This is a genomic window from Thiomicrospira cyclica ALM1 (genome assembly GCF_000214825.1).
GTDB classification, from domain to species: Bacteria; Pseudomonadota; Gammaproteobacteria; order Thiomicrospirales; family Thiomicrospiraceae; genus Thiomicrospira; species Thiomicrospira cyclica.
Genome location: NC_015581.1, coordinates 563,897 through 586,465 on the forward strand (window position 1 = coordinate 563,897; position 22,569 = coordinate 586,465).

Sequence of the window (22,569 nt, forward strand, 5' to 3'; positions counted from 1 at the left end):
ACAGGGTACTGCACCAATTTAACTAGGAGTTAAATTAGAAACTACGTTGCATGCCGATACCAAAACGGGTGTCGTCATTGTCGTCTACCGTCCATACGGTTGCGAAAACATTGGTTTTTCTGCTGAAGTGGTAAATACCGCCCACGGCGAAATCATTGGTGGCATCAGCACTGTCTAGATCTTCGCGTACAATCGCGGCACGAAGTGTGGTGTTGTTGATTCGATAGGTTACTGGCAGAGTGATTTGAACTTGATCGCCACCATCTATGCTTTCATATAAGAGACCTGTTCCAAGTGCACCCGCTTTGTAATAAATGCCAGCAGAGTAATTATCGTCTTGTGTGTCCGAACCTCTAGCGTCATAAGATACATTAAATCTTAGGTCACCAGTTGAATATACGGCACTAATACCCGCGTTTACATCCGTTTCATTATTAGCTGACGCAACATTGGCATTAATGGTTAATCCGTTCATGTTTTTAGTACGGTAGTGAATACCAATCTCACGACCCCAACGTGCGGCGTTAAAGCGCTGATTATCAGCTAGCGTATCGGTGAAAGCTCGGAAGGGTAAAACAGCAAGTTTGTGTGCATGGTCTGAACGACCAAAACGAACGGTACCAAAGTCACCCGCTACACCTGCCCATAGTTCCTCGTTGAATGCGAAGTTATTTGCTTCGGTAGGACCTTTTTCGCCAGAAGTAACGTTACCCATCACGCGGTAAATACCTTTCATACCATTACCTAGGTCTTCTGAACCATGTACGCCAAAACGCGTGCCGTAAAAAGAATTGACGAGTTCATTTTTACCGGCGCTGTTTTCTTGAACACCAATTTCAAACTTCGCCTGACCAAAAAAATTATGCTCTGATGCCATTGCTGGTGAAGCTGCTAGTGTGGCAACAGCCATTGCAAGTAATGTTTTCTTCATTCAAATCTCCTAGTTTTATGTATATTTCAAGTAAGGTTATTATGTTTTTTACTTGAAATGACGCGTGAAAATCCACGCAACTCCTCATTTAGTTATCTTTAATTAATATTATGGCAAAACCAATCTATCGAATTTATCAGTTTATTAGTAAATATTAATATAGCTTTTAAGTGCTTGGTTCTTAATGTCCAAGTCAATTTAAAAACGCACTAAGATAAGAAAATAACGTGCCAAAATCTAAGTTAATGAAAACAAAGGGATTTTTTTATTTTGATGCTACTGAGGTACACGCGTAATGCAATAGTTATTGCATTTTGCAATATTTAGTTCAGCGTTCAATGAGATTGAGAATGCGTTCAACTTCCTCAAATTCTTGGTGATCCACTTCAAAAAAGTTGAAGTCGTGTTGGCTAGTTTGTTGAAATAATAAGGCTTCAATAATTAAGTGACGTTGCGCGGCTGACACATTTTGGTTGCTGACTAATACCGTGGGCGCTAACAATTCTGAGGTGCGTAAAATCCGAATCGGGTAGCCCAGGTCAATAAAGCGCTGCGCCAGGCCTTCGGTGGTGGCCGCTGCGTGATAGTCTTGATGCACCACGGACATGATCGCTCGTTCATGGCGACCTAAAAAATTGTAAAAAGCCAGGTCGGTTAAATAGATTTCTTCTAGGCGTAAGAGTTGACGAATAATAAAGTGACCACTATACGAATGATAGGAACCAAAGGCTAGGCTGTGATGCTTTAGGTCGGCAAGCTCTTTAAAAGCGCTGTCCTGGTGCACCACAACCGCCGCACGATAAGAGGCTTCGGCAGCAATTAGTTGTAAGCTTTGTTCTTGTCGAGCCAGGTTTTTTTGCGTTTTGACAAACGCAGCGGCACCCATGTACGCCAAATCGACCTCTCCTAGACTTAGGCGTTGAATCTGATCTTCGTAGCTTTGACTAATGTAAAGTTGCACAGGTTGTTGCAGCAAGGTCGACAAATAGTCCGTGAGCGGTTTAAAACGTTGGTTTATTTGCGAGGGCATTTCATAGGGAAGCACCGCCAGCACCAGGCCTGCTGCTGAGGTTTCGTTGGCGTGCTCTATGGCGGACGAGGTGACGTGCACTGGAGTGACCAGTGATGGCCTAAGCCAGAGTAGGAAAAGTACAATTGCGAGCAGCATTAGCCCCGCGAAACTCGCCAGTACTAGCAGCAGGCGCCTACTAGCCATTTACCAAGCCTTCGAGTTCTTCCCAGCGTTCAAAGGCCTGCTCGAGTTCCTGTTCCTTATGTTGAATTTTGGCCAGGTGTTTATCAATCTTGGTTTGTTCTTGCTGATAAAAATCCGGCTCGGCAATTTGGCCGCTCAGGGTTTCAAGTTGCGTTTCGAGCTGTTCGATTAAGCCGGGCAGGGCATCGTATTCGCGCTGGTCTTTATAGCTGAGTTTTTTCTCAGTTTTGGGCGCGGGGGCTTGCGTGGCGTTTTTGGTTTGTTTATTTGCGCTGCTTTTGTTGGCGCCGGCATTCGCCTCAAGGTTGGGGCGTTGGCGTAACCAATCGTCATACCCGCCGACATACTCATTTACCAGGCCTGGTGCATCAAACACAATTGAGCTGGTGACCACATTATTTAAAAAGGCGCGGTCATGGCTGACAATCAGCACCGTGCCTTGATAATTTAATAACAGGTCTTCCAATAGCTCCAGGGTTTCAACATCCAGGTCGTTGGTGGGTTCGTCGAGTATCAATAAATTCGACGGCTTAGCAAACACCTGCGCGAGTAATAAACGATTACGTTCCCCACCCGACAACGATTTGACCGGCTGACGCGCTCGATCTGGTGCAAACAGGAAATCACTTAGGTAGCCGATAATGTGTTTGCGCTGACCATTGATTTCCACATAGTCGCTCGAATCCATGACGTTTTCCGCCACCGATAATTCTTCATTTAGCTTGGCGCGGTGCTGGTCAAAGTAGGCGATTTGCAAGTTGGTACCGAGTTCAACCTTGCCTTGTTGCGGCTGTTCTTGTCCCAGCAATAGTTTTAATAGCGTCGATTTGCCACAGCCATTTGGGCCAATGAGACCGACTTTATCACCGCGCATAATCACCGTTGAAAAGTCTTGCACAATGGTTTTATCCGGCCAGCCAAAGCAGAGGTGTTCAATCTTAATGACTTTTTTACCAGAGGTATCAGCAACATTGACTTGCAGATTGGCGCTGCCTTGTTGGCTACGGCGAGCTTGGCGTTCGAGGCGCAGTTTTTCCAGTGCGCGAACACGACCTTCGTTGCGGGTGCGGCGGGCTTTGATGCCTTGGCGAATCCAGACTTCTTCTTGGGCTAATTTTTTATCAAACTCGGAATTTGATTTCGCTTCGGATTCTAATTGCGCTTGTTTGCGTTCTAAATAGGTAGCGTAATCGCAGTCCCAACTATAAAGTTGGCCACGATCGACTTCGACGATACGCGTCGCCAGTGCTTGTAAAAATGCCCGGTCATGGGTAATAAACACCAGCGCACAGCGTAAATTTTTAACAAAGCCTTCTAACCACTGAATGGAGGGAATATCTAAATGGTTGGTCGGTTCATCGAGCAGGAGAATGTCGGGTTTTTGAATCAGCGCCTGAGCCAATAACACGCGGCGTTTCATGCCGCCGGACAGCGAAGCAAATTCATCATCCGCAGGCAGGTCGAGCTTGGACAGGATGGTATCTACCTGCTGATTCATGTCCCAGCCGTTTTGGGCTTCGATTTTGTGTTGCAGTTTTTCTAGCTGATCCATATCGCCTTCGAGCGCGGCATGGTGGTAGGCTTTCAGGGTTTCGCCAATATCGCCCAGCCCCAGCGCGACCACATCAAACACCGAGCCTTGAATATCATGCGGCACGTCCTGCTGTAATTTGGCAATTTTCACGCCATCTTGCACGATACGACTGCCCTCGTCGGCGGGCTGAATGCCTTCAATGACTTTCAGCAGGGTGGATTTGCCTTCACCGTTGCGCCCGACGATACAGACACGTTCGCCGGTTTCAACTTGAAAGTGAATTTTATTGAGTAACGGGGCGGCGCCAAAACTGAGCGAGATATCGCGTAAAAATAATAAAGCCATGATTTAGGGGGTTTCCAAAAGAGTTGCGGATGAATGATGAGTGATGTTTTGGGTGCTTTGAGTGTTTTGCTTGGCAAAATGTCGAGACCACCAGAGGCGCGCACGCAGCCCCCAGCTCGAAGTGACACCGACTTCGACAAATTGGACATCGCCATAGCGATTAATAATAAAATCGGCCGGTACGGCTTTGGCACCGTAGCGGCGAAATAACTGACCGTCTTGATCATTAATAATCCAGGCCGGATTCATGCCGTGTTCTTGTGCATAGGCTAAGAGCTCCGCATCAGTACCCGACTGGGTTGCGATACTCAGTACCCGATAGTCTTGTGCGATTTTTTCAACGCCATCGCGTGAAAAGGTACAGATAGGGCACCAGGTCGCCCAAAAATGAATCAGTAGCGCATCACCCTGCAATTCGCTGAGTTGAATGGTGTCACCGCTCAGCGTCTGAACTTGAAAGTCGGGGGCTTGATCGCGCACAACATCGCCCTGAAAATACGGCCGCAGCAGTAAATAAATAACTAAGGCACCGATGAGCCAAATCGTGTTATTAATCCAGGGGTTGCGCCAGGCCTGCTTAATTTTTTGTTGCCAGTTAGGGGTCATGTTTTGACCTGATTATCTAACAGGGGCGGCATGATTTCAGTATAAAACTCAAAAAAATCATAGCCTTGCGGGTCTATTTTATCGAGGTGTGGGCTAACGTGAATAGCGGCCAGTAAATATTTAATGCCGAATGTTTCTGCCGTTTGTAAGGCGCGAATATTGTCGTCAATGAGTAAGGTGCGTTCCGGATCAAACGGAAAATCTTGCTGAATTTTGGACCAAAGTGAGGGGTCTTCTTTGGGACAGCGATAATCATGCGCCGAGATCATATGGTCAAAATAGGGCGCAATTTGCGTCATTTCGAGCTTAAGCGCCAATGCATCGCGATGCGCATTGGTCACCATAATGACTTGTTTGTGATTTTTTTTCAGGGCATCTAGAAAAACCAACACATCGGGATGGGCGCGAATCAGGTGTTTTATATCGTGTTTTAAATCGGCAACCGATAACTCGAAGCGTTCGCTCCAGTAGTCCAAGCAATACCAATTGAGTGTGCCGGTTTGTTCGGTTATGGCTGTGCGCACAGTATGCTGAGCATCCGCTAGGGAGAGTTGGTGGTGTTCGGCATAGGCCTTAGGTAGATAATCCATCCAAAATGTCCAATCAAAATGCAAATCAAGCAGGGTGCCATCCATGTCTAAAAGAATGGTGTCAATTTCTTGCCAGCGGTCTGGATGCATTCTAACTCCTTGGTTTGGTTGCTCAATGATGGGCTTTCACTTATGATGCTCTGATTATAACGGTATTTAAATGCTACTTAAACCGAATGGATGGCCAGTATGAAGGAAAAGACGCGTTTGCCGAATTTATTGCCATTAGAAGGCCCGCAATTACTGGAAACTCAACCATTACTAAAAACGCGTTTGTTTTGTATTGAGCAGCAAGCCTTGTGTTTTAGTAACGGTGTCACCGCTCATTATGAGCGCTTAGTATCGCAAAGTCATGGTGCGGTATTAGTGGTACCCGTCACGACCGATGGCCTGGTTTTAATCCGTGAGTGGAGTGCCGGCGTTGGTCGTTATGAGCTTGGTTTTCCAAAGGGCAAAATTGACCCGGGTGAGACTTGGCAGGATGCGACTGCGCGTGAGTGCCAGGAAGAAATTGGTTTTCGACCAACGCAGCTGACCTTGCTTGACAAGGTGTCGTTGGCCGCCAGCTATATGGATCACCATACCCATTTAGTGTTAGCGCAAGCTCTGGAGATTTCAGGTTCGGACGCCGGCGATGAACCGGAGCCCTTAGAAATTGTGCACTGGCCTATAGATGATTGGCCTGAGCTGGTAGCCCATCCCGAATTTAGTGAAGGCCGTGCCTATGCCGCTTTATTTTTAACCTTAACCCATTTAGGAAAGCTTTCTTGAACCTATCGCAACAAGATTACCAGGCCTGGTTGCCTGAGGTGTGCCACTTGGCACGGTATGCGGGTACTGTCATTATGGATATTTACCAATGCCCAGATTGTCATGTCGAGCAGAAACAGGATGGTTCACCAGTAACCGCGGCTGACCGTATGGCTGATCAACTGATTCGTGAAGGGTTGGCCAAGTTAACACCTCATATTCCGGTCGTTAGTGAAGAGAATCTTGCCAATACGCCCTATGAGCAACGACAGTGCTGGTCGTGTTTTTGGTTAGTTGACCCGTTAGATGGCACGAAGGAATTTGTGGAGCGTACTGATGAATTTTGCGTCAATATTGCGTTGGTGCTGGATGGTGTGGCGCGTCTGGGAGTGATTTTTGCGCCTGTAACCAATCAAATGTTTAGTGCGTATGAAGGTGGTGAGGCAACACTAGCCCAGGATGGCCGATTACAGCGATTAACAACGCGTGTACCGGCTAAAGCGCCGATCAAAGTCACCGCAAGTCGTCGTCATGGGCGTCGGTTAGATCGGGTGTTAGAAACCTTAACGCCGGCTGGCGTAGATTATTTACCCATGGGTTCTGCTTTAAAATCCTGCTTGGTTGCCAGTGGTCAGGCTGATATTTATCCGAGATTTGGCCCGACATCTCATTGGGATACAGCGGCTTCTCAAGTGATTGTTGAAGCCGCGGGTGGTGCGTTGCTGGATATGTCCTTGCAACCCTTGCGTTATTTTCCGACCGAAGATTTATTGAACCCACATTTCGTGGTGATTGGTGATATTGCTTGGTTGCAGGAGCGGGAAGGTTTGCTTGATAGTTAAAGTGACGTTAAAAAAGGATCGCCTGCCCAGTTGGTAGGCGATCGGTTGAAAGAAAACTAGCTTTTAAACCAGCGTTGCCATCACTTTATCAGCAGCAGCAATAGTTTTAGCGATGTCTTCTTCGGTATGCATGATAGAAATAAAGCCGGCTTCATAGGCCGAGGGTGCTAAGTAAACCCCTTCTTGTAACATGCCATGGTAAAAGCGTTTAAACCGTTCCATATGGCCCTGGGTAACTTGGGCAAAGCGTGAAATAGATTTTTCTTCGCTAAAGAAAAAGCCAAACATACCGCCGGCATGGTTGGTAGTAAATGGAATCTGGTGCTTGTCCGCGACCTGTTGTAATCCCTGTACGAGTTGAAGAGTTTTGGCCTCTAGGCGATCATAAAAATCAGCTTCTTTGAGCATGTGAAGTGTGGTTAAGCCCGCTGCCATGGCAATAGGATTCCCCGATAAGGTACCTGCTTGATAGACTGGACCAAGCGGCGCAATGTGACTCATGATCGCTTTTTTGCCGCCGAACGCGCCAACCGGCATACCGCCACCGATGACCTTGCCGTAGGTGGTTAAATCCGCCTGAACGCCATAACGTCCTTGTGCGCCTTGCAAACCGACACGAAAGCCGCACATGACCTCATCGAAAATCAACACACTGCCGTGTTCATCACAGACTTCACGAAGGGTTTCTAAAAAACCAGGTTCCGGCAGAATGCAGTTCATGTTGCCAGCTACCGGTTCAACGATAATGCAGGCCACTTGATCGCCAATTTCACTAAAGACCTTGCGGACTTCATCGGCATCGTTATGCGTTAGGGTAATCGTATGGTTTGCGAGTGAATCGGGAACCCCAGGGGATGAAGGCACGCCTAAGGTTAGCGCGCCCGATCCTGCTTTAACCAATAGTGAGTCAGAATGGCCGTGGTAGCAACCTTCAAATTTAACAATCTTGTCTCGTCCGGTATAGCCTCGGGCTAAGCGGATGGCGGTCATGGTAGCTTCAGTGCCCGAACTGACCATTCTCACCATTTCAATGCTCGGTACCAGCTCGCACACCAAGTCTGCCATGGTGGTTTCCATTACGGTTGGTGCCCCAAACGTCAATCCAAACTCCGCTTGACGTTGTACGGCAGCGATCACGTCTGGATGCGCATGACCTAAAATAGCCGGACCCCAAGATCCAACATAGTCGATATATTGTTTGTTGTCTTCGTCGGTTAAATAGGCGCCTTTCGCCGCTTTAAAAAAGACGGGGTCGCCACCAACGCTTTTAAAAGCGCGAACGGGCGAGTTGACCCCGCCAGGAATGTGTTTTTGTGCCGCTATAAATAGATCGTGAGAACGTGACATAATTTCCTTCTTAAACTTATTCAGACCAAGCGCTGTAACCGTTAAAAAGAACACGGGCTTGGTCATAACCTACCAAACGTAGAGCCATGTGTGCTTTTGACGATAAAATCCCAGTATCACAATAAAGAACAATCATTTTATCGTCAGGAATTTGATCGAGATCGCTTAAGACATATCGCCAATCGATATTGACTGCGCCAGGAATGTGACTTTGGTTGAAATCCTGTTCTTGGCGTGCATCAATAATAAAGATTTCTTGCTCGTTCATCATGGCTTTCAATTGGTCAGCGGTAATAACACCATCACCGAAAGCGGCCATTTCCATGTAGTCTTGTAGCACGGCGATTAAATCATCGTGATCTACTGCTTTAACAGGCTGTGTTAGGGCTAGGCTCATGACGGATGCGGCAAGTAGGGGTTTGATGATAGCTTTCATAACATATAACTCTTATTAAAATTGTGGGCTTAGTTGATTAATGCGGGTATGTAAGAATTCCATATCGGCATCACCAATTTTGCGATAAACAATATTGCCATTTGGGGCAATTAAAAAGGTTGTCGGGGTTAGCCGAATATTGCCAAAGGCTTCACTCAAAGCGCCATCGGTGTCTTGAATAAAGTTGAACGGATAAGGGTTGGCTGCAATAAAGTTAGCCACATGGTGGGGTGGGTCATAATCCATAGAGATCGCTAGTAGTTCAAAACGATCACCATATTCTTCTTTGAGTTTGGCCAGGTCTGGCATTTTAGTGATACAGCTCGGGCATGAGGTCGCCCAAAAGTTTACCAGCACCGGTTTTTTGGGTAGGTTGAGGTTTAGGGTTTGACCATCACTGGCCGTAACTGTTACGACCGGTGCTTTTTCGCCACCTGATAGCGTGAAATAGGCTAACAACCCGATTAAAGCAGCAACAACTAAACCAAGGGACACAACCGATAAATTCTTCATTTCAAGGCTCCTGTTTACGCGTGGATTACTATTAGTTTGAATGACGCAAAGAATTACTTGGCCGTTAGGGTTTCAACGCCATTTTTACCACCACATAAGAAAATATCGGCTTTACGGCACGCAAATAGTCCGTTGGTAACAACACCAACAATTTGGTTAATTTCCGTTTCTAGTGCGACAGGGTCTTTAATCACAAGGCCATGAACGTCTAAAATTAAATTGCCATTGTCAGTGGTAAAGCCATCACGTAACACGGGTTCTCCGCCAAAACGTTTTACAATTTCGCGAGCAACATAGCTGCGTGCCATGGGAATAACTTCGATAGGCAATGGGAACTTGCCTAAATGGGCTACTTTCTTGCTCTCATCAGCAATGCAGACGAATTGTTTGGCAACAGCGAGCACAATTTTTTCACGGGTTAGGGCTCCGCCACCACCTTTGGTCAGGTGTAAACCTGGGTCTGCTTCATCCGCGCCATCAATATAGACAGAGATTTCGTTAACGCTATTAAGATCTAAAACTGGAATACCGTGTTGACGTAAACGCGTGGCAGAGGCTTCTGAGCTAGCGACAGTGCCTTCAATAGTATGTTTAATTTTGGCGAGTTCATCGATAAAGAAATTAGCGGTTGAACCTGTGCCAACACCGATAATGGTTTCTGGTACCACATAGTCGATAGCTGCTTGTGCAACGAGTTGTTTTAATTCATCTTGTGTCATAGCGAGTATTACACCTTCAGTAAGTTGTAGTAAATAATATTTAAACAACCCATATTATCAAAGTTCTAAGGATTATGGAAAGTTGATTAACTCAATTTATAGGATAGACTAATGGCGAATAAAACATAGAGGGGTGAAAAAATGAGAAAGTTTGTGTGGTTGGGGTTTTTGATAACGAGTTTATTGCTGACAGGCTGTTTAAAAAGTCAGCCATCGAATCTTGCCATTGAGGTCATGGCTAAGCGTTATTGGCATGACCAGTTAGCTATGCAACCCCATTTTCCAATTGATCGGGTGCGTATTGTCAGTCAGTTTCATGAGGTATCAGACCGTTATATTGCGGTTGTCGAGTATCATGTGACCAGTCAGTTGGAAGAGGCTCAGTTAATTAATTTAATACAACAGGCCGATGCGGCGGGGCGTGCGTCAGAATTTGATCAACAAGCGGTGCGGCAAGTTATTGAGCAACTCCCTAATCGGTTTTTAGCCAATCAGCCCATGAGTTTTACCAAAACCTTGGCGTTTGCTGATGGGCCGCGCGGCTGGCTATTGGCCGAGGAGTTGGCTCGACCATAACTTTATTTTTTTAATTAAGTGGTCTTGCTTGGTTCAAAACAGAGCGAGGCGACTTCATTAAAGTGTTTGACATAGTGAATCTTCATATCAGCCAGCAGGTACTCTGGCAGTTTTTCTACATCGCGTGCATTTTGCGCCGGTAGAATGACCTCAAAGATTTTTGCGCGTTTCGCTGCAACTAGCTTTTCACGAATTCCTCCTACCGGCATAACTCTGCCAACCAAACTTAATTCGCCCGTCATGGCTAAATCGCGCTGGATCGGTTGCTGGGTGGCTAAAGATACTAAAGCGCAGGCCATGGTAATCCCGGCACTAGGACCGTCTTTGGGCGTGGCACCGTCGGGTACATGTAGATGGATTTGACTCGTCTCAAAAAAGTCATTTGCGATACCGAAATCATCAGTATGACTTTGCACAAAGCTATAGGCCAATTCCGCGGATTCTTGCATCACCTTACCGAGTTGCCCAGAAAGTTTGATGCCGTGCGCATGACTGTGAACTCGCGTCGCCTCAATATTGAGTGTTGCGCCTCCCATTGAGGTCCATGCTAACCCGGTGATTGTACCGATTTGATTAGACTCATGTTGGTCGTTAAAGGGCGCAGTCCCCAAAAAATCGACCAGCGTTTTAGGCGTGATTTTGATTGGGACTTCAGGTTCTTTGACCAGTCGCATGGCGGCTTTTCGCATCAATTTAGCCAGCTGCTTTTGCAGGTTACGCACACCGGATTCACGCGCATAGCCTTCAATAATAGCCACAATGGCCGCACGACTTAGCTGGACTTGCTGCTTGGTGATCCCCGTTTCTTTAAGCAGGCCTGGCCATAAATGCTTTTGTGCAATTGCGGTTTTTTCTTCAGTAATATAGCCGCTGAGGCGAATGACTTCCATGCGATCAAGTAATGGCGTAGGAATGGTGTCAAGCTGGTTGGCTGTACAAATAAATAAGACCTGTGATAAATCAACTTGGAGATCCAAGAAATGATCCAAAAAGTGTTGATTTTGTTCTGGGTCTAATACCTCGAGAAGTGCAGAAGCAGGATCACCTTGATAGGATGCACCCATCTTGTCTATTTCATCAATTAAGATCACTGGATTGGCGGTTTTACAATCTTTAAGTGCTTGGATAAATTTACCTGGCATGGCGCCAATGTAGGTGCGGCGATGACCTTTTATTTCAGCCTCGTCTCGCATGCCACCGACAGAAAAGCGGTAGAACTGACGTCCAAGTGCATCGGCAATACTGCGTCCGATTGACGTTTTCCCGACGCCGGGTGGGCCGACAAAGCACATGATAGACCCAGCGACCTTGCCACGAATATGCGACAAGGCTAAGAATTCGAGAATACGTTCCTTGACATCATCTAGACCATAGTGAGCTCGATTTAACAGGCGTTCGGCCCTTGATAAATCGAGCTTGTCTTGGCTGGTGTGTTGCCAAGGAAGCTGGGTGGCCCAATCCAGCCAATTTCGGGTAACGCCATATTCTGAAGATTGTTGGTCTAGATTGCGCAACTTATTGATTTCATCATGAATTTTTTGTGCGGAGTCATCGGGTAGTTTAAGTGAATCGAGGCGTTGCTCAAAACGTTCCACCTCCTCGCTGTGGCTATCTTGTTGAATCCCAAGTTCTTTTTGTATTTCTTTTAGTTGTTGGCGTAAGAAAAAATGTTTTTGGTACTCTGTCATGTTCTCTTCAACACGCTCGCGAATGCTAAATTGTAAACGTGTCACTTCAATTTCATGTTTAAATAGGGCGAGCACTTTTTCTAATCGTTCTACTAAATCGAGTGTTTCTAAGACATCTTGCAGTGATTCGGCTTTTGAGGTGGTAACGGCTGCAGCAAAATCAGCGAGTTGTTGCGGGTCTTCAGGGTTATAACGGTTCAGAAAAAAACGTAATTCTTCACTGTAAAGTGGATTTAAAGGCAAGAGTTCGCGAAAAGCGTTCATAATCGCTAGGCCATAAGCTTTATATTCCTGGTCAGTGCCGGTTCTAATATCTGTTGGGTAGGTCACCTTCGTTGCATAGGGGCTGGTCTCATTCACCCAATCTTCAATTTGAAAACGACATACGCCTTCGGCAATAAATTGAATGTATTGATCTTTAATTTTTACGTCTGTCATTTTGACTAGTGTGCCGATTTTACGGAACTCATTGGGTAAGGCATTTTGATGATCGTCATTGTCAACATATACAATACCGACATAATCCGGTCCGGAGGATTTTTGAATGGCTCGAAAGGTTTTTAACCAGGCCTTTTTATTCAGCACGACAGGAAGGGTTTGGCCTGGAAAGAAGGGGCGGTCTTTTATCGGAATCAAATAGAGCGTCTCTGGGTACCCTGAGTGCTCGCTAGCTGACTCAAGCGCAACGGGAAGCTCCAAGTTTGGGTCAGTGTCAGTCGTCATCGTCGTACTTGACGGTGTTTCATGATTAAGGTTGCTCATAGGGTCCTTGTTGTCAGTATTTATTATCACGTTATATTTAAGGTATCATATGGCGACTTAAATGTTGAATTTCAAGGGGTAATAGTACAAATGGTTAAAATTGGTTTAGTGACCATATCCGATCGGGCTAGTTCAGGTGTTTATGACGATCTCGGTGGCCCCGCCATGTATGACTGGCTTGATCAGGCCCTCAGTTGCCCTTGGCAAGCCTCTAAACATATCATTGCAGATGAACAGGCGCTGATTGAGCAAACATTAATTAATCTTGCGGATGATGTCGGTTGTTGTCTGATTTTAACGACTGGTGGAACGGGTCCCGCCAAACGTGATGTTACACCCGAAGCGACTTTAGCCGTTGCGGATAAGGTGATGGATGGGTTTGCTGAGCAAATGCGCGCGGTGTCGCTAAAATATGTACCGACGGCCATTTTGTCACGACAGGTCGCTGTAATTCGCAATCAAGCACTCATTATTAACTTACCAGGCAAACCTTCTGCCATTGCTGAGTGTTTAGATGCGGTGTTTCCGGCCGTTCCTTATTGTGTTGATTTACTAGAGGGGCCGTTTATTACCACTCACCCCGAAAAAGTGACGTCTTTTAGACCGAAACATGCCAGGCAGAAAGCCGATGACTAAACGCATTGATGGAGTGGGTCACACCGATTTTCGAAACGATGGCTTGGAAACGCTGCTCGACTTTATTCGTTGGGGCGCTAAGCTTTTTACCGAAGCAGGCCTGGTGTTTGGCCATGGTACCGATAATGCATTTGACGAAGCAATAGTGATGACCTGTCAAAAGTTATTATTACCCGTTGAACGTCTAGAGCATTATATGAACGCCAAACTCACGTTTAGTGAGCGTTCGGCTTTAACTGAGTTGTATAAACAGCGAATTGAAACGCGTCAACCAGCCGCTTATTTAACGGGTCAAGCGCGGTTTGCTGGGCTAGATTTTTATGTTAATCAACACACGCTCGTGCCGCGTTCCCCGATTGCGGAATTGATTGAAAGAGGCTTTCAAGGCTGGTTAGAGCCGGAACAAGTTACCCGTGTGTTGGATTTGTGTACCGGTTCAGGTTGTATAGGAATTGCCAGTTTACAAGCCTTTGATAACGCCCAAGTTGATTTGGTGGATATTTCTCCGCAAGCACTGGACGTAGCGCAAAAAAATATTCATCGTTACAGCTTAGAGGGTCAAGCCCGTGCTATTAAATCGGATCTTTTTAGTGCTTTAAATGGTGAAAGATACGATGTCATTTTGTCGAATCCGCCTTATGTAGATGCGATAGAAATGGCGGCATTGCCACCGGAGTATCAAGCGGAACCGGCGCTGGGCTTAGCGGCAGGTGACGATGGGCTAGATTTGGTAAGACGAATTCTGGCCGAAGCGGCTAATTATTTAACACCGGATGGTGTGTTAATTGTAGAGGTCGGGGTAAGTCAGCATTTTGTTGAACAGGTTTATGAAGAGCTACCGCTCTATTGGTTTGAGTTTACCCAGGGTGGCGAAGGCGTTTTTGCGATTAGTCGTGAAGAGTTGGAGATGTTTGACGATTTAGTTCAGGATCGGCTTAGCGTATTAAGTAACGCTTGAACATGCCGACCTTTTTTAGATGGCTTAAAAAAAGAGAGAGTTTAGATGGCGGGAAATAGCCTAGGGCAGAGTTTTCGGGTGACGACTTTTGGGGAAAGTCATGGTATTGCATTGGGTTGTATTGTTGATGGCTGTCCACCAGGCCTGGTGCTAACAGAAGCCGATATTCAGCATGAGCTGGACCGTCGTAAGCCAGGTACGTCTAAATTTACTACGCCGCGACGTGAACCAGATCAGGTGAAAATTTTATCCGGTGTCTTTGAGGGTGTTACGACGGGGACGCCGATAGGCTTACTGATTGAAAATACTGATCAACGGTCACAAGACTATTCAAAAATAGCTGAGGTTTTTCGACCAGCGCATGCGGATTACACCTATACCCAAAAATATGGTTTGCGTGATTATCGCGGTGGTGGCCGTTCTTCTGCGCGTGAAACGGCGATGCGGGTTGCCGCTGGTGCGATTGCGAAGAAATACTTGCGTGAACGCTTGGGCGTTGAGGTTAGAGGTTATTTGTCGCAGTTGGGGCCGATTGCTATAGAGCAGGTTGATTTTAGCATTATCGATAGCAATCCATTTTTCTGTCCTGATGCGAACAAGGTTGCCGAGATGGAAGCTTACATGACCGCCTTGAAAAAAACCGGCGATTCGATTGGTGCGAAAATTACGATTGTCGCCTCTGGTGTGCCCGTTGGCTTAGGCGAGCCGGTGTTTGATCGTTTAGACGCCGATTTAGCTCATGCCCTGATGAGCATTAATGCGGTTAAAGGGGTGGAAATAGGTGATGGTTTTGCCGTGGTTAATCAAAAAGGCACCGAACACCGTGATGAAATGTCGTCTGAGCAAGGATTTTTGTCTAATCATGCCGGCGGTATCGTTGGAGGTATTTCATCGGGTCAAGATATTGTCGCGCATATTGCTTTAAAGCCGACATCTAGTGTTACTGTGCCAGGAAAAAGCATTAACCAGCAGGGTGAGTCGGTTGATATGATTACCAAGGGGCGTCATGATCCTTGTGTTGGTATTCGTGCTACGCCCATTGCCGAGGCACAAATGGCGATTGTGCTACTCGACCATTTTATGCGTAATCGTGCCCAAAACGCCGATGTTGTTGCGCCAGTTATGGATTTAGCGAAACTTGCTCAGTCAAAGTAGCTCGGACCTAAATCCCCCCACCAACACAACGCCGACAGGATTTCCTCGTCGGCGTTTGTCATTATATTATTTTTTTTATTTCACCCTGTTTGGAACCTTTCTGCCCTTTTTTGGGCTGTATATGCAGGGCCTGGGTTTGGGTGCGCTTGAAATTGGTCAGGTCATGGCCGCGCTAATTGGCACTAAAATTATTGCCCCCTATTTTTGGGGCTGGCTTGCCGATCACACTGGACGGATGATGCTGTGGATTCGCGTGGCGATGGGACTGGCAGCTGTAACCGCAGCAGGCCTGGTATGGGCGGAAGATTTTTGGTCATTGTTATTTGTAGTGCTCTTGTTTAGTTTTTTTTGGCACGGCGGTTTGCCGTTGTTTGAGGCGTACACCTTTAGTCAGTTAGGGTCTAAAAAAGCACAGTATGGCAAAATTCGGTTATGGGGCTCGCTGGGTTTTATTGCCGCTGTTTTAGTCCTCGGCTGGTTGTTTAGTCAATGGGGTTTATCGGGTTTTCCGTGGGTGGTCTTGGGGCTGTTTTTATTATTAAGTCTGGTGACTTTTAGTTTACGCGATCAAGTGAATCAGGTCACACAAGCGCCTCATCAATCCATATGGCCGGTGTTGTTATCGCCGGCGGTGTTAGCGTTATTAGCGGTCAGTTTTTTAATTCAGTTTTCGCACGGCACCTACTATAATTTTTTCTCGATTCATCTAACCGACTATGGCTATAGTACCCAGCTGATTGCAGGTTTGTGGACACTTGGTGTTGTCGCAGAAATTTTTGTGTTTTTAGCCATGGGTTGGCTGTTACGTCATGTGTCTATTTTGCTGTTGCTGATGAGTAGTTTGATGCTAACTCTGCTTCGCTGGCAACTAAGCCTGTGGGGGGTCGAGTCGCTGTTAGCCTTACTGGTTGCGCAGCTTTTTCATGCAGCCAGTTTTGGTTTGTATCATGCCCTCGCTTTGCACTTAATTGATAGCTTGTTTAATGGAGCTTTGCGTAGCCGAGGTCAAGCGGTTTATGCCGCTACCAGCCAAGGGTTAGGGGGTGCTGTGGGTGCTCTAGTCGCGGGATTGACTTGGTCATTGGGCGGTGCCTTGTTATCCTATACTATCTCGTCGATAGCGGTGTTAATAGCCATGGTGATCGTGTGGTTTGGGCTAAGACGTTTACATGTTTAATAACAAGAGGAGTATCACAATGCGAATGTTACATACGATGTTGCGTGTCGGCAACTTACAGCGTTCAATAGAATTTTATACTCAAGTGATGGGGATGACCCTTTTACGTCAAAAAGACTATCCAAAAGGCGAGTTTACCCTTGCATTTTTAGGTTATGGTGATGAGGCGAACCATACCGTTTTAGAGCTGACTTATAATTGGGGCGTTAGTGATTATGACATGGGTAATGCCTATGGCCACATTGCGATTGAAGTACCTGATGTTTATGAGTCCGCAGCGGCAGCAAAGGTCAAGGGTGCTAAAATCTTGCGTGAGGCTGGTCCGATGAATGCCGGGACAACGATTATCGCGTTTATTGAAGATCCGGATGGTTACCCGATTGAGTTAATCGGTGCCGACCACGTCCGAACATAATTTTAATGTTTAGTAAGGAAAACAGCATGAGTCAGTTTGATAACGTAACGGTTCTAAAAGCAGCCAATATTTATTTTGATGGCAAAGTCACCAGCCGAGTGGTGAATTTTGGTGATGGGTCGCGTAAAACGCTAGGTATTATGATGCCAGGTGATTATGAATTTGGTACTGATGAAGACGAATTAATGGAAATTATGGCCGGTGAAGTCGAGGTTTTGTTACCTGGCTCAACCGACTGGCAGACCATTAAAGCCGGCGAATCCTTTAACGTAGCCGCCCATGCGAAGTTTGGTATCAAGGTAAAGTCGGTTACTGATTACTGCTGTTCTTATTCATAATGGATGATGTTGGCGCCCAAGCGGCGCATTAACAATTTACCGAATTTCTTTATTTATTGAAGCATTTGATTCGTTAGCCCTCGGTCGTTGGTGCTGAACCCCCCTTTTTTCGGGTGTTGCAGCGCGAACTGGAGGAGCGGGGCGCGCGGGTAACTTGGCACGAAGGCTTAACTATGCAGGAAACGGCGACTATCGCGTCATGTATCAGCTTTTTGCGGTCGTTAACGCATCTAGCGGAAACGAACCAAGCCTGATCGGTAGACTACCAACCAGCAGGCCTGGTTTTGTGAGATTAGGGTAGAACAAAACCTATGGTTTGCTGTACATCGCGCAGTGTTTGTTGTGCTTGGGCTCTTGCATTATCAGCCCCGGTTTTTAGCACAGCGTTGAGATAGCTCTCATCGCCACGAATTTGGTGGAAGCGTTGTTGAATAGGCGCAAGATAGTCAACAATAAGCTCGCCAAGTTCAACTTTTAAATGGCCGTACATTTTGCCTTCAAAGTGTTTAACGACTTGTTCAATGGATTGACCACTTATCACTGAGTAGATGGTAAGTAGATTTGAAACACCCGGTTTATTCTCTAGGTCATACTCAATCACATCGCCTGAATCGGTAACGGCTTTTTTGCATTTCTTAACAATCGTTTTTGGGTCATCAAGCAGGGCAATAAAGTTATTTTTGTTGCTGTCGGATTTGGACATTTTACTGCTAGGGTCTTGCAAGCTCATAATCCGACCCCCTGCGGTTGCGGGTGCAATAAAGGGTTCAGGTACTTTGAAGATTTCGCGTTCAAAGCGATTGTTAAAGCGATGTGCCAAATCGCGGGTGAGTTCTAAATGTTGTTTTTGATCCGCGCCCACCGGTACTAATTCGGTTTGATAGAGCAGAATGTCGGCAGCCATGAGTACCGGGTAATTAAACAAGCCGGCATTGATATTGTGTTCGTGTTTTTGTGATTTGTCTTTAAATTGGGTCATCCGATTGAGTTCACCCATATAGGTAGCACAATTTAAAATCCAGGCCAGTTCGGAGTGTTCAGGAACTTGAGATTGAATAAATACGGTGCTTTTTTGCGGGTCAATACCAGCGGCTAAATAGAGTGCTACGAAATCGAGACTGCGATTTCTCAGGTCATCGGGGTTTTGTTCGACCGTAATGGCGTGCATGTTGACCAGTGAAAATAAGCACTGATAATCATCTTGCAATTTAACCCAGTTTTTAATTGAGCCTATGTAGTTGCCAATCATCAAGTCGCCGGAGGGCTGGATACCACTAAATAAAATGGGTTTAGACATATTCGGTCTCGCGTAAAAATGAAAGGCGTATCTTAGCGCAATTTGTACTCAATCGGTACTGTATGGGTCCAGCGTTCGCGGTTTATTTGCTCAGGAAAGGGTTTGAATTGATTTCTCATATGGGTTTCAAAAATTTCTAGTGCTGCATTATCTAAAAGCCGTTGCCCAGAGGAATCAATAATTTCAATGTCAATAATTTGACCATTGGCAAGCAATGTAAATCGAATATAAACCTCACCCTGTAAGCCCCGTCGTTGCGCGATGCGGGGGTAGGTGTTTTGTGCATGGCGTGCCAGGGTTTCTGATAGGGCGTTTAAGTATTGTTGTTCGGCACGCGCAATATCGGCTTGAGTGAACCGAGGAGCGACCGGTTCAGGTTCTACCACCGGTTCTGGTTCTACCACCGGTTCTGGTTCTACCACCGGTTCTGGTTCTACCACCGGTTCTGGTTCTACCACCGGTTCTGGTTCTACTACCGGTTCGGGTTCTACCACCGGTTCTGGTTCTACCACCGGTTCTGGTTCTATCACCGGTTCGGGTTCTACTACCGGTTCGGGTTCTACTACCGGTTCGGGTTCTATCACCGGTTCAGGTTCTATCACCGGTTCGGGTTCTACTACCGGTTCGGGTTCTACTACCGGTTCGGGTGGCGATGCAAACATAGCAAGTGTTACCGGGACAACGCGTTCAGGACTTGTGTGTGGCTCTGGCGTTCTTTGCCACAACCACCCTGCGATGGCTAGGGCAATGGATAGATAAATGATCAGCGCAAGGGTAAAGGCCTTGCCAGAATCCGTGCGAAGCATTAACTTTTGCGTTCCGTGAGAATGGTAATATTGTCGTGCTGGTATTTTTTAACAATATCCATCAAGGTAACAAAATAGTGGAACTCGACGGCCTGGTCGACCCGCAATTTAATGAGTGTGTTGCGGTCGAGAGCAGCCATTTTTTGGTTTAGCCCATCCGTAGGAATGAGCTCACCATCCCAAAAAATGTGTCCGTTAGTATCCAGTGACAGGTTTAATGTTTCACGGTCATCAGGGCTAAAGGTGGCCGTATTTTCGGTTTGCGGCAATTGGATATCAATTTTATCGTGAACAATAAATGAAGCTGTTAGCAACACAATCGCCAGCAGGACTAACATGACATCAATTAATGGGATGACATTCATCGAATCAAAGCGTTTCATGGTTAATCCTTTATCACCTCAGCTTTGGTTGATAAGTCTTGATAAACGCGGTATTTGGCTTGCAGTTCTTCAACCTTGCGCAACAGTCCGTTATAAAACATCAGCGCTGGAATAGCCACAGCGATACCGGCAGCGGTTAGCTTCAATGCCAGGGCTAAGCCCGTCATAATAACGGCCGTTTCTAGACTATCATTCATCCCAATTTCGTAAAAAGTAATCAAAATACCAATAACGGTTCCCAATAAGCCGACATAGGGGGCGTTAGCACCAATGGTAGAGAGGGTCGTTAGGTTTTTGGTGATATCGATGTTGAGCAGTTCAATATGTTGGTAGCTTTTGACATCAATTCGTTTAAATAAAAATAAGCGTTCAAAGGTGATCCAGAGCGCAATAAACATCATGGCGCCAAGAATCGTAAAGAATATCAGGTCTAGGTAAAGTTGGATGTTTTGCATGACAAGTGACTAATTATTTAAGGGTTTAAATGCGATTAAGTATGAAGATAAAATCAATGAGTGTCAATGATAATGAAAATGATTATTGGCTGTTATCACACTGTTTACTAAGCTAAATCTAGTTTGGTTTTTGATTTAACTAGGGTAAACTTAGAGAGTTAATCGTTTATAAAAACACCAAAAAGAGGACATGTAATGAAGAGCAATATGAAGCGTCGTGATTTATTTAAGTCGGCTTTAGGTTTGGGAGCAGGTTTAGCAAGTTTATCGGTTTTAAAGCCATTGTATGCTGCTGATGATTGGGAATTGCGCGGGCCGGATATGCATGATATTCCAATTACTAAGGTCAATTCGCGTTGTTATTATTTCCTAGCGACCGATCCAGAGCCAAGCCCTGATAACTTGGGTTTTTTTAGTAACCCTGGCTTTGTGGTTACTTCAGAGGGTGTTTTGGTCGTTGATACCGGTGGTTCCGTTCAAATTGGTGAGATGTTAATCCGTCAAATTAAAACGGTTACAGATAAGCCTGTTACAAAAATTATTAATACCCATATTCATGGTGATCATTGGTTAGGTAATCATGCCTTTGTCGAAGCTTATCCAGATGTCGAAATCTACTCGCACCCAAATGTTATCGAGCAAGTTAAAGCGGGAGCGGGTGTGGTATGGACTGGATTTATGAGTCGAAATACGAACAACGCTACCGCTGGCACCGTTGTCACACCACCCAATAAAACTTTTGAAGGTGGTGAGACGATTAAGATGGGTGATACCACCATTAAAATCCATTTTATGGGGCATGTGCACACGGATTCGGATCTAGCCGTTGAAGTCGTTGAAGAAAAAACCCTATTTATTGGTGATATGGCAATGAAGCGGGTTGCGAACATTTCCGATGGTACTTTCTTAGGTACGATTAAAGCTATGGAGCAGATGGAAGCGATGGATATCGATGTGTTTATTCCTGGACATGGCGATCATGAAGGCAAGGATTTACCCCGTTTGCAGCGCGAGTTTTTTGAGGTTATCTATTCTGAAGTAGAGAAATACTATGATGAAGGTTTGTCAGATTTCGAAATCCGTCCAAAGTTAGACGAGCACCCGTTTATGGTCAACGAAGCGAAAAACTGGCCTGGTTATGACACAACCTTTGGCCGCTTTGTTAGTGAAGCTTACCAAGAGTTTGAGCGTAATTTATTCTAAGCTCTATGCCATTAGAGTGGCTTTAAAAAGCGGGCATTGCCCGCTTTTTTTATGCCAACAAATCAAGCATGGCATCTAAGCCGATATAGTTAAGTACACAGTTGGCTTGTGCTTGGACTGTCGGTTTAGCGTGATAGGCCATGCTCAGACCTGCGGCTTTCATCATGAGTAAATCATTAGCGCCATCTCCAATAGCAATAACCTGTTTGGGTGTTATAGCGAGATGTTGGCATAACTCATGTAGAAAATCGGCTTTGGCCTGGGCACCCACAATCGAGCCCACTACCGATCCTGTTAATACGCCTTGTTCAATAGCCAATTTGTTAGCTCGACTGAAGTCAAGATTGAGTCGGTTGGCTAGGCGGGATGTAAAGAAATCAAAACCACCGGATACGAGTGCAAATTTAATGTCGCGTGCTTTTAAGCCGCTGATCCAGGTTTCTGCACCAGGGTTAAGTTGCAACCGTTCGTTGTAAACTCGATCTAATGCTTTTTCGTCAAGACCTCGTAATAACGTTACTCTCTGAGTAAGTGACTGTTCAAAATTTAATTCACCGCGCATTGCGGATTCAGTAATGGCGGCGACTTGCGGTTTGATATGGAACATATCAGCAATTTCATCAATACATTCGATACTGATCAAGGTTGAATCCATATCACTAATCACCAATTTTACCTCTGCCGGTTCAAAGTCATTCGGTAGTATGTTTATATCCAGTTGTAGTTGATGGCGCAGTTCAGCCAAATCTGGTGCGTTAATCGTTTGCTCACTAATAATGCGCCAATGATTATTATGCGGAAAAGGTTCGCCAATTGATGCACTGAGCTGGTCTTTTTGGACTTGATCAAGCTGGTTATGATGAATAACAAGGGTGTGCTTCATAAAATTAT

At 45.8% G+C, this 22,569-nt stretch carries 25 protein-coding genes; 10 read left to right on the top strand and 15 right to left on the bottom strand.

The genetic code is table 11. The features are described 5' to 3' along the window. Window positions 1-34: 34 nt before the first annotated feature. From THICY_RS02165 to yrfG, 5 genes are all read right to left on the bottom strand, one after another. Window positions 35-931 carry a porin gene (locus THICY_RS02165; RefSeq protein ID WP_013834980.1) on the bottom strand — a complete coding sequence of 299 codons (897 nt, stop codon included), beginning with the start codon at window positions 929-931 and terminating at the stop codon, window positions 35-37. Window positions 932-1,259: 328 nt separating this feature from the next. Beyond that, the gene (locus tag THICY_RS02170) at window positions 1,260-2,147 is read right to left on the bottom strand and encodes a PhnD/SsuA/transferrin family substrate-binding protein (protein WP_013834981.1); all 888 of its coding nucleotides are present in this window, start codon (window positions 2,145-2,147) and stop codon (window positions 1,260-1,262) included. Next, on the bottom strand, window positions 2,140-4,026 hold the full coding sequence (locus THICY_RS02175) for an ATP-binding cassette domain-containing protein (RefSeq protein ID WP_013834982.1): 1,887 nt from the start codon (window positions 4,024-4,026) through the stop codon (window positions 2,140-2,142). The genes THICY_RS02170 and THICY_RS02175 overlap by 8 nt, the downstream gene beginning before the upstream one ends. A gap of 3 nt (window positions 4,027-4,029) precedes the next feature. Beyond that, window positions 4,030-4,632: a redoxin domain-containing protein gene (locus tag THICY_RS02180; RefSeq protein ID WP_013834983.1), complete on the bottom strand. Its 603-nt coding sequence runs from the start codon at window positions 4,630-4,632 to the stop codon at window positions 4,030-4,032. Beyond that, window positions 4,629-5,312, bottom strand: coding sequence for a GMP/IMP nucleotidase (gene yrfG, locus THICY_RS02185; RefSeq protein ID WP_013834984.1), 684 nt, complete (start codon window positions 5,310-5,312; stop codon window positions 4,629-4,631). The genes THICY_RS02180 and yrfG overlap by 4 nt, the downstream gene beginning before the upstream one ends. 99 nt (window positions 5,313-5,411) lie before the next feature. Here yrfG and nudE point away from each other — a divergent pair, with 99 nt between their 5' ends. Both nudE and cysQ read left to right on the top strand, forming a co-directional pair. After that, the gene (gene nudE, locus THICY_RS02190) at window positions 5,412-5,993 is read left to right on the top strand and encodes an ADP compounds hydrolase NudE (RefSeq protein ID WP_013834985.1); all 582 of its coding nucleotides are present in this window, start codon (window positions 5,412-5,414) and stop codon (window positions 5,991-5,993) included. Continuing rightward, window positions 5,990-6,814 carry a 3'(2'),5'-bisphosphate nucleotidase CysQ gene (gene cysQ / locus THICY_RS02195; RefSeq protein WP_013834986.1) on the top strand — a complete coding sequence of 275 codons (825 nt, stop codon included), beginning with the start codon at window positions 5,990-5,992 and terminating at the stop codon, window positions 6,812-6,814. The genes nudE and cysQ overlap by 4 nt, the downstream gene beginning before the upstream one ends. A gap of 63 nt (window positions 6,815-6,877) precedes the next feature. Here cysQ and hemL read toward each other — a convergent pair whose 3' ends face one another. From hemL to rpiA, 4 genes are read right to left on the bottom strand one after another with little or no spacing between them, the layout of a single operon-like run. Then, window positions 6,878-8,161: a glutamate-1-semialdehyde 2,1-aminomutase gene (hemL, locus tag THICY_RS02200; RefSeq protein WP_013834987.1), complete on the bottom strand. Its 1,284-nt coding sequence runs from the start codon at window positions 8,159-8,161 to the stop codon at window positions 6,878-6,880. A gap of 16 nt (window positions 8,162-8,177) precedes the next feature. Continuing rightward, complete coding sequence (locus THICY_RS02205; RefSeq protein ID WP_013834988.1) at window positions 8,178-8,597, bottom strand: rhodanese-like domain-containing protein; 420 nt, start codon at window positions 8,595-8,597, stop codon at window positions 8,178-8,180. A gap of 15 nt (window positions 8,598-8,612) precedes the next feature. Then, window positions 8,613-9,164 (bottom strand): TlpA family protein disulfide reductase, encoded by a 552-nt coding sequence (locus THICY_RS02210; protein ID WP_322787142.1) that lies wholly within the window; start codon window positions 9,162-9,164, stop codon window positions 8,613-8,615. Continuing rightward, window positions 9,164-9,829 carry a ribose-5-phosphate isomerase RpiA gene (gene rpiA / locus THICY_RS02215; RefSeq protein ID WP_013834990.1) on the bottom strand — a complete coding sequence of 222 codons (666 nt, stop codon included), beginning with the start codon at window positions 9,827-9,829 and terminating at the stop codon, window positions 9,164-9,166. The genes THICY_RS02210 and rpiA overlap by 1 nt, the downstream gene beginning before the upstream one ends. 141 nt (window positions 9,830-9,970) lie before the next feature. On the opposite strand from rpiA, the gene THICY_RS02220 reads away from it, so the two are divergent. Beyond that, complete coding sequence (locus THICY_RS02220) at window positions 9,971-10,405, top strand: hypothetical protein (RefSeq protein ID WP_013834991.1); 435 nt, start codon at window positions 9,971-9,973, stop codon at window positions 10,403-10,405. Window positions 10,406-10,419: 14 nt separating this feature from the next. Here the strand turns inward: THICY_RS02220 and lon are convergent, their stop codons facing one another. Then, window positions 10,420-12,855, bottom strand: a complete 2,436-nt coding sequence (gene lon, locus THICY_RS02225) for an endopeptidase La (protein ID WP_013834992.1) — start codon at window positions 12,853-12,855, stop codon at window positions 10,420-10,422. Window positions 12,856-12,945: 90 nt separating this feature from the next. Between lon and mog the strand changes: the two genes are divergently transcribed. Genes mog through ppnP form a run of 6 tightly spaced genes read left to right on the top strand, consistent with a single transcriptional unit; the run spans window position 12,946 to window position 17,534 of the window. After that, complete coding sequence (gene mog / locus THICY_RS02230; RefSeq protein ID WP_013834993.1) at window positions 12,946-13,491, top strand: molybdopterin adenylyltransferase; 546 nt, start codon at window positions 12,946-12,948, stop codon at window positions 13,489-13,491. Further along, window positions 13,484-14,449 carry a 50S ribosomal protein L3 N(5)-glutamine methyltransferase gene (gene prmB, locus THICY_RS02235; RefSeq protein WP_013834994.1) on the top strand — a complete coding sequence of 322 codons (966 nt, stop codon included), beginning with the start codon at window positions 13,484-13,486 and terminating at the stop codon, window positions 14,447-14,449. The genes mog and prmB overlap by 8 nt, the downstream gene beginning before the upstream one ends. A 45-nt stretch (window positions 14,450-14,494) precedes the next feature. Beyond that, on the top strand, window positions 14,495-15,604 hold the full coding sequence (gene aroC / locus THICY_RS02240) for a chorismate synthase (RefSeq protein WP_013834995.1): 1,110 nt from the start codon (window positions 14,495-14,497) through the stop codon (window positions 15,602-15,604). Between the two features lie 55 nt (window positions 15,605-15,659). Next, window positions 15,660-16,781 (top strand): MFS transporter, encoded by a 1,122-nt coding sequence (locus THICY_RS02245; RefSeq protein ID WP_041435289.1) that lies wholly within the window; start codon window positions 15,660-15,662, stop codon window positions 16,779-16,781. A gap of 19 nt (window positions 16,782-16,800) precedes the next feature. Then, window positions 16,801-17,196 (top strand): lactoylglutathione lyase, encoded by a 396-nt coding sequence (gene gloA / locus THICY_RS02250; RefSeq protein ID WP_013834997.1) that lies wholly within the window; start codon window positions 16,801-16,803, stop codon window positions 17,194-17,196. Between the two features lie 26 nt (window positions 17,197-17,222). Continuing rightward, window positions 17,223-17,534, top strand: coding sequence for a pyrimidine/purine nucleoside phosphorylase (gene ppnP / locus THICY_RS02255; RefSeq protein ID WP_013834998.1), 312 nt, complete (start codon window positions 17,223-17,225; stop codon window positions 17,532-17,534). A gap of 292 nt (window positions 17,535-17,826) precedes the next feature. Here ppnP and trpS read toward each other — a convergent pair whose 3' ends face one another. The 4 genes from trpS to exbB are packed head-to-tail and all read right to left on the bottom strand — an operon-like array spanning window position 17,827 to window position 20,475. Continuing rightward, window positions 17,827-18,831, bottom strand: coding sequence for a tryptophan--tRNA ligase (gene trpS, locus THICY_RS02260; RefSeq protein WP_013834999.1), 1,005 nt, complete (start codon window positions 18,829-18,831; stop codon window positions 17,827-17,829). Between the two features lie 32 nt (window positions 18,832-18,863). After that, a complete protein-coding gene (locus THICY_RS02265; RefSeq protein WP_013835000.1) occupies window positions 18,864-19,637 on the bottom strand; it encodes an energy transducer TonB in 774 nt (257 codons plus the stop codon). Continuing rightward, window positions 19,637-20,020 carry an ExbD/TolR family protein gene (locus tag THICY_RS02270; RefSeq protein WP_013835001.1) on the bottom strand — a complete coding sequence of 128 codons (384 nt, stop codon included), beginning with the start codon at window positions 20,018-20,020 and terminating at the stop codon, window positions 19,637-19,639. Before THICY_RS02270 ends, THICY_RS02265 begins: the two co-directional genes overlap by 1 nt. Window positions 20,021-20,022: 2 nt before the next feature. Next, window positions 20,023-20,475, bottom strand: coding sequence for a TonB-system energizer ExbB (exbB, locus tag THICY_RS02275; protein ID WP_013835002.1), 453 nt, complete (start codon window positions 20,473-20,475; stop codon window positions 20,023-20,025). Window positions 20,476-20,670: 195 nt separating this feature from the next. Here exbB and THICY_RS02280 point away from each other — a divergent pair, with 195 nt between their 5' ends. Next, window positions 20,671-21,678, top strand: a complete 1,008-nt coding sequence (locus THICY_RS02280; RefSeq protein ID WP_013835003.1) for an MBL fold metallo-hydrolase — start codon at window positions 20,671-20,673, stop codon at window positions 21,676-21,678. 49 nt (window positions 21,679-21,727) lie between these two features. Here the strand turns inward: THICY_RS02280 and serB are convergent, their stop codons facing one another. Beyond that, complete coding sequence (gene serB, locus THICY_RS02285) at window positions 21,728-22,561, bottom strand: phosphoserine phosphatase SerB (RefSeq protein ID WP_013835004.1); 834 nt, start codon at window positions 22,559-22,561, stop codon at window positions 21,728-21,730. Between the last annotated feature and the right edge of the window lie 8 nt (window positions 22,562-22,569).

What these genes read in the sequence shown, in the direction of transcription:
- THICY_RS02165 (WP_013834980.1), bottom strand. Translation starts at nt 931, where the DNA reads ATGAAGAAAACATTACTTGCAATGGCTGTTGCCACACTAGCAGCTTCA.
- THICY_RS02170 (WP_013834981.1), bottom strand. Translation starts at nt 2,147, where the DNA reads ATGGCTAGTAGGCGCCTGCTGCTAGTACTGGCGAGTTTCGCGGGGCTA.
- THICY_RS02175 (WP_013834982.1), bottom strand. Translation starts at nt 4,026, where the DNA reads ATGGCTTTATTATTTTTACGCGATATCTCGCTCAGTTTTGGCGCCGCC.
- THICY_RS02180 (WP_013834983.1), bottom strand. Translation starts at nt 4,632, where the DNA reads ATGACCCCTAACTGGCAACAAAAAATTAAGCAGGCCTGGCGCAACCCC.
- yrfG (WP_013834984.1), bottom strand. Translation starts at nt 5,312, where the DNA reads ATGCATCCAGACCGCTGGCAAGAAATTGACACCATTCTTTTAGACATG.
- nudE (WP_013834985.1), top strand. Translation starts at nt 5,412, where the DNA reads ATGAAGGAAAAGACGCGTTTGCCGAATTTATTGCCATTAGAAGGCCCG.
- hemL (WP_013834987.1), bottom strand. Translation starts at nt 8,161, where the DNA reads ATGTCACGTTCTCACGATCTATTTATAGCGGCACAAAAACACATTCCT.
- THICY_RS02205 (WP_013834988.1), bottom strand. Translation starts at nt 8,597, where the DNA reads ATGAAAGCTATCATCAAACCCCTACTTGCCGCATCCGTCATGAGCCTA.
- rpiA (WP_013834990.1), bottom strand. Translation starts at nt 9,829, where the DNA reads ATGACACAAGATGAATTAAAACAACTCGTTGCACAAGCAGCTATCGAC.
- THICY_RS02220 (WP_013834991.1), top strand. Translation starts at nt 9,971, where the DNA reads ATGAGAAAGTTTGTGTGGTTGGGGTTTTTGATAACGAGTTTATTGCTG.
- lon (WP_013834992.1), bottom strand. Translation starts at nt 12,855, where the DNA reads ATGAGCAACCTTAATCATGAAACACCGTCAAGTACGACGATGACGACT.
- mog (WP_013834993.1), top strand. Translation starts at nt 12,946, where the DNA reads ATGGTTAAAATTGGTTTAGTGACCATATCCGATCGGGCTAGTTCAGGT.
- prmB (WP_013834994.1), top strand. Translation starts at nt 13,484, where the DNA reads ATGACTAAACGCATTGATGGAGTGGGTCACACCGATTTTCGAAACGAT.
- aroC (WP_013834995.1), top strand. Translation starts at nt 14,495, where the DNA reads ATGGCGGGAAATAGCCTAGGGCAGAGTTTTCGGGTGACGACTTTTGGG.
- gloA (WP_013834997.1), top strand. Translation starts at nt 16,801, where the DNA reads ATGCGAATGTTACATACGATGTTGCGTGTCGGCAACTTACAGCGTTCA.
- ppnP (WP_013834998.1), top strand. Translation starts at nt 17,223, where the DNA reads ATGAGTCAGTTTGATAACGTAACGGTTCTAAAAGCAGCCAATATTTAT.
- trpS (WP_013834999.1), bottom strand. Translation starts at nt 18,831, where the DNA reads ATGTCTAAACCCATTTTATTTAGTGGTATCCAGCCCTCCGGCGACTTG.
- THICY_RS02265 (WP_013835000.1), bottom strand. Translation starts at nt 19,637, where the DNA reads ATGCTTCGCACGGATTCTGGCAAGGCCTTTACCCTTGCGCTGATCATT.
- THICY_RS02270 (WP_013835001.1), bottom strand. Translation starts at nt 20,020, where the DNA reads ATGAAACGCTTTGATTCGATGAATGTCATCCCATTAATTGATGTCATG.
- exbB (WP_013835002.1), bottom strand. Translation starts at nt 20,475, where the DNA reads ATGCAAAACATCCAACTTTACCTAGACCTGATATTCTTTACGATTCTT.
- THICY_RS02280 (WP_013835003.1), top strand. Translation starts at nt 20,671, where the DNA reads ATGAAGAGCAATATGAAGCGTCGTGATTTATTTAAGTCGGCTTTAGGT.
- serB (WP_013835004.1), bottom strand. Translation starts at nt 22,561, where the DNA reads ATGAAGCACACCCTTGTTATTCATCATAACCAGCTTGATCAAGTCCAA.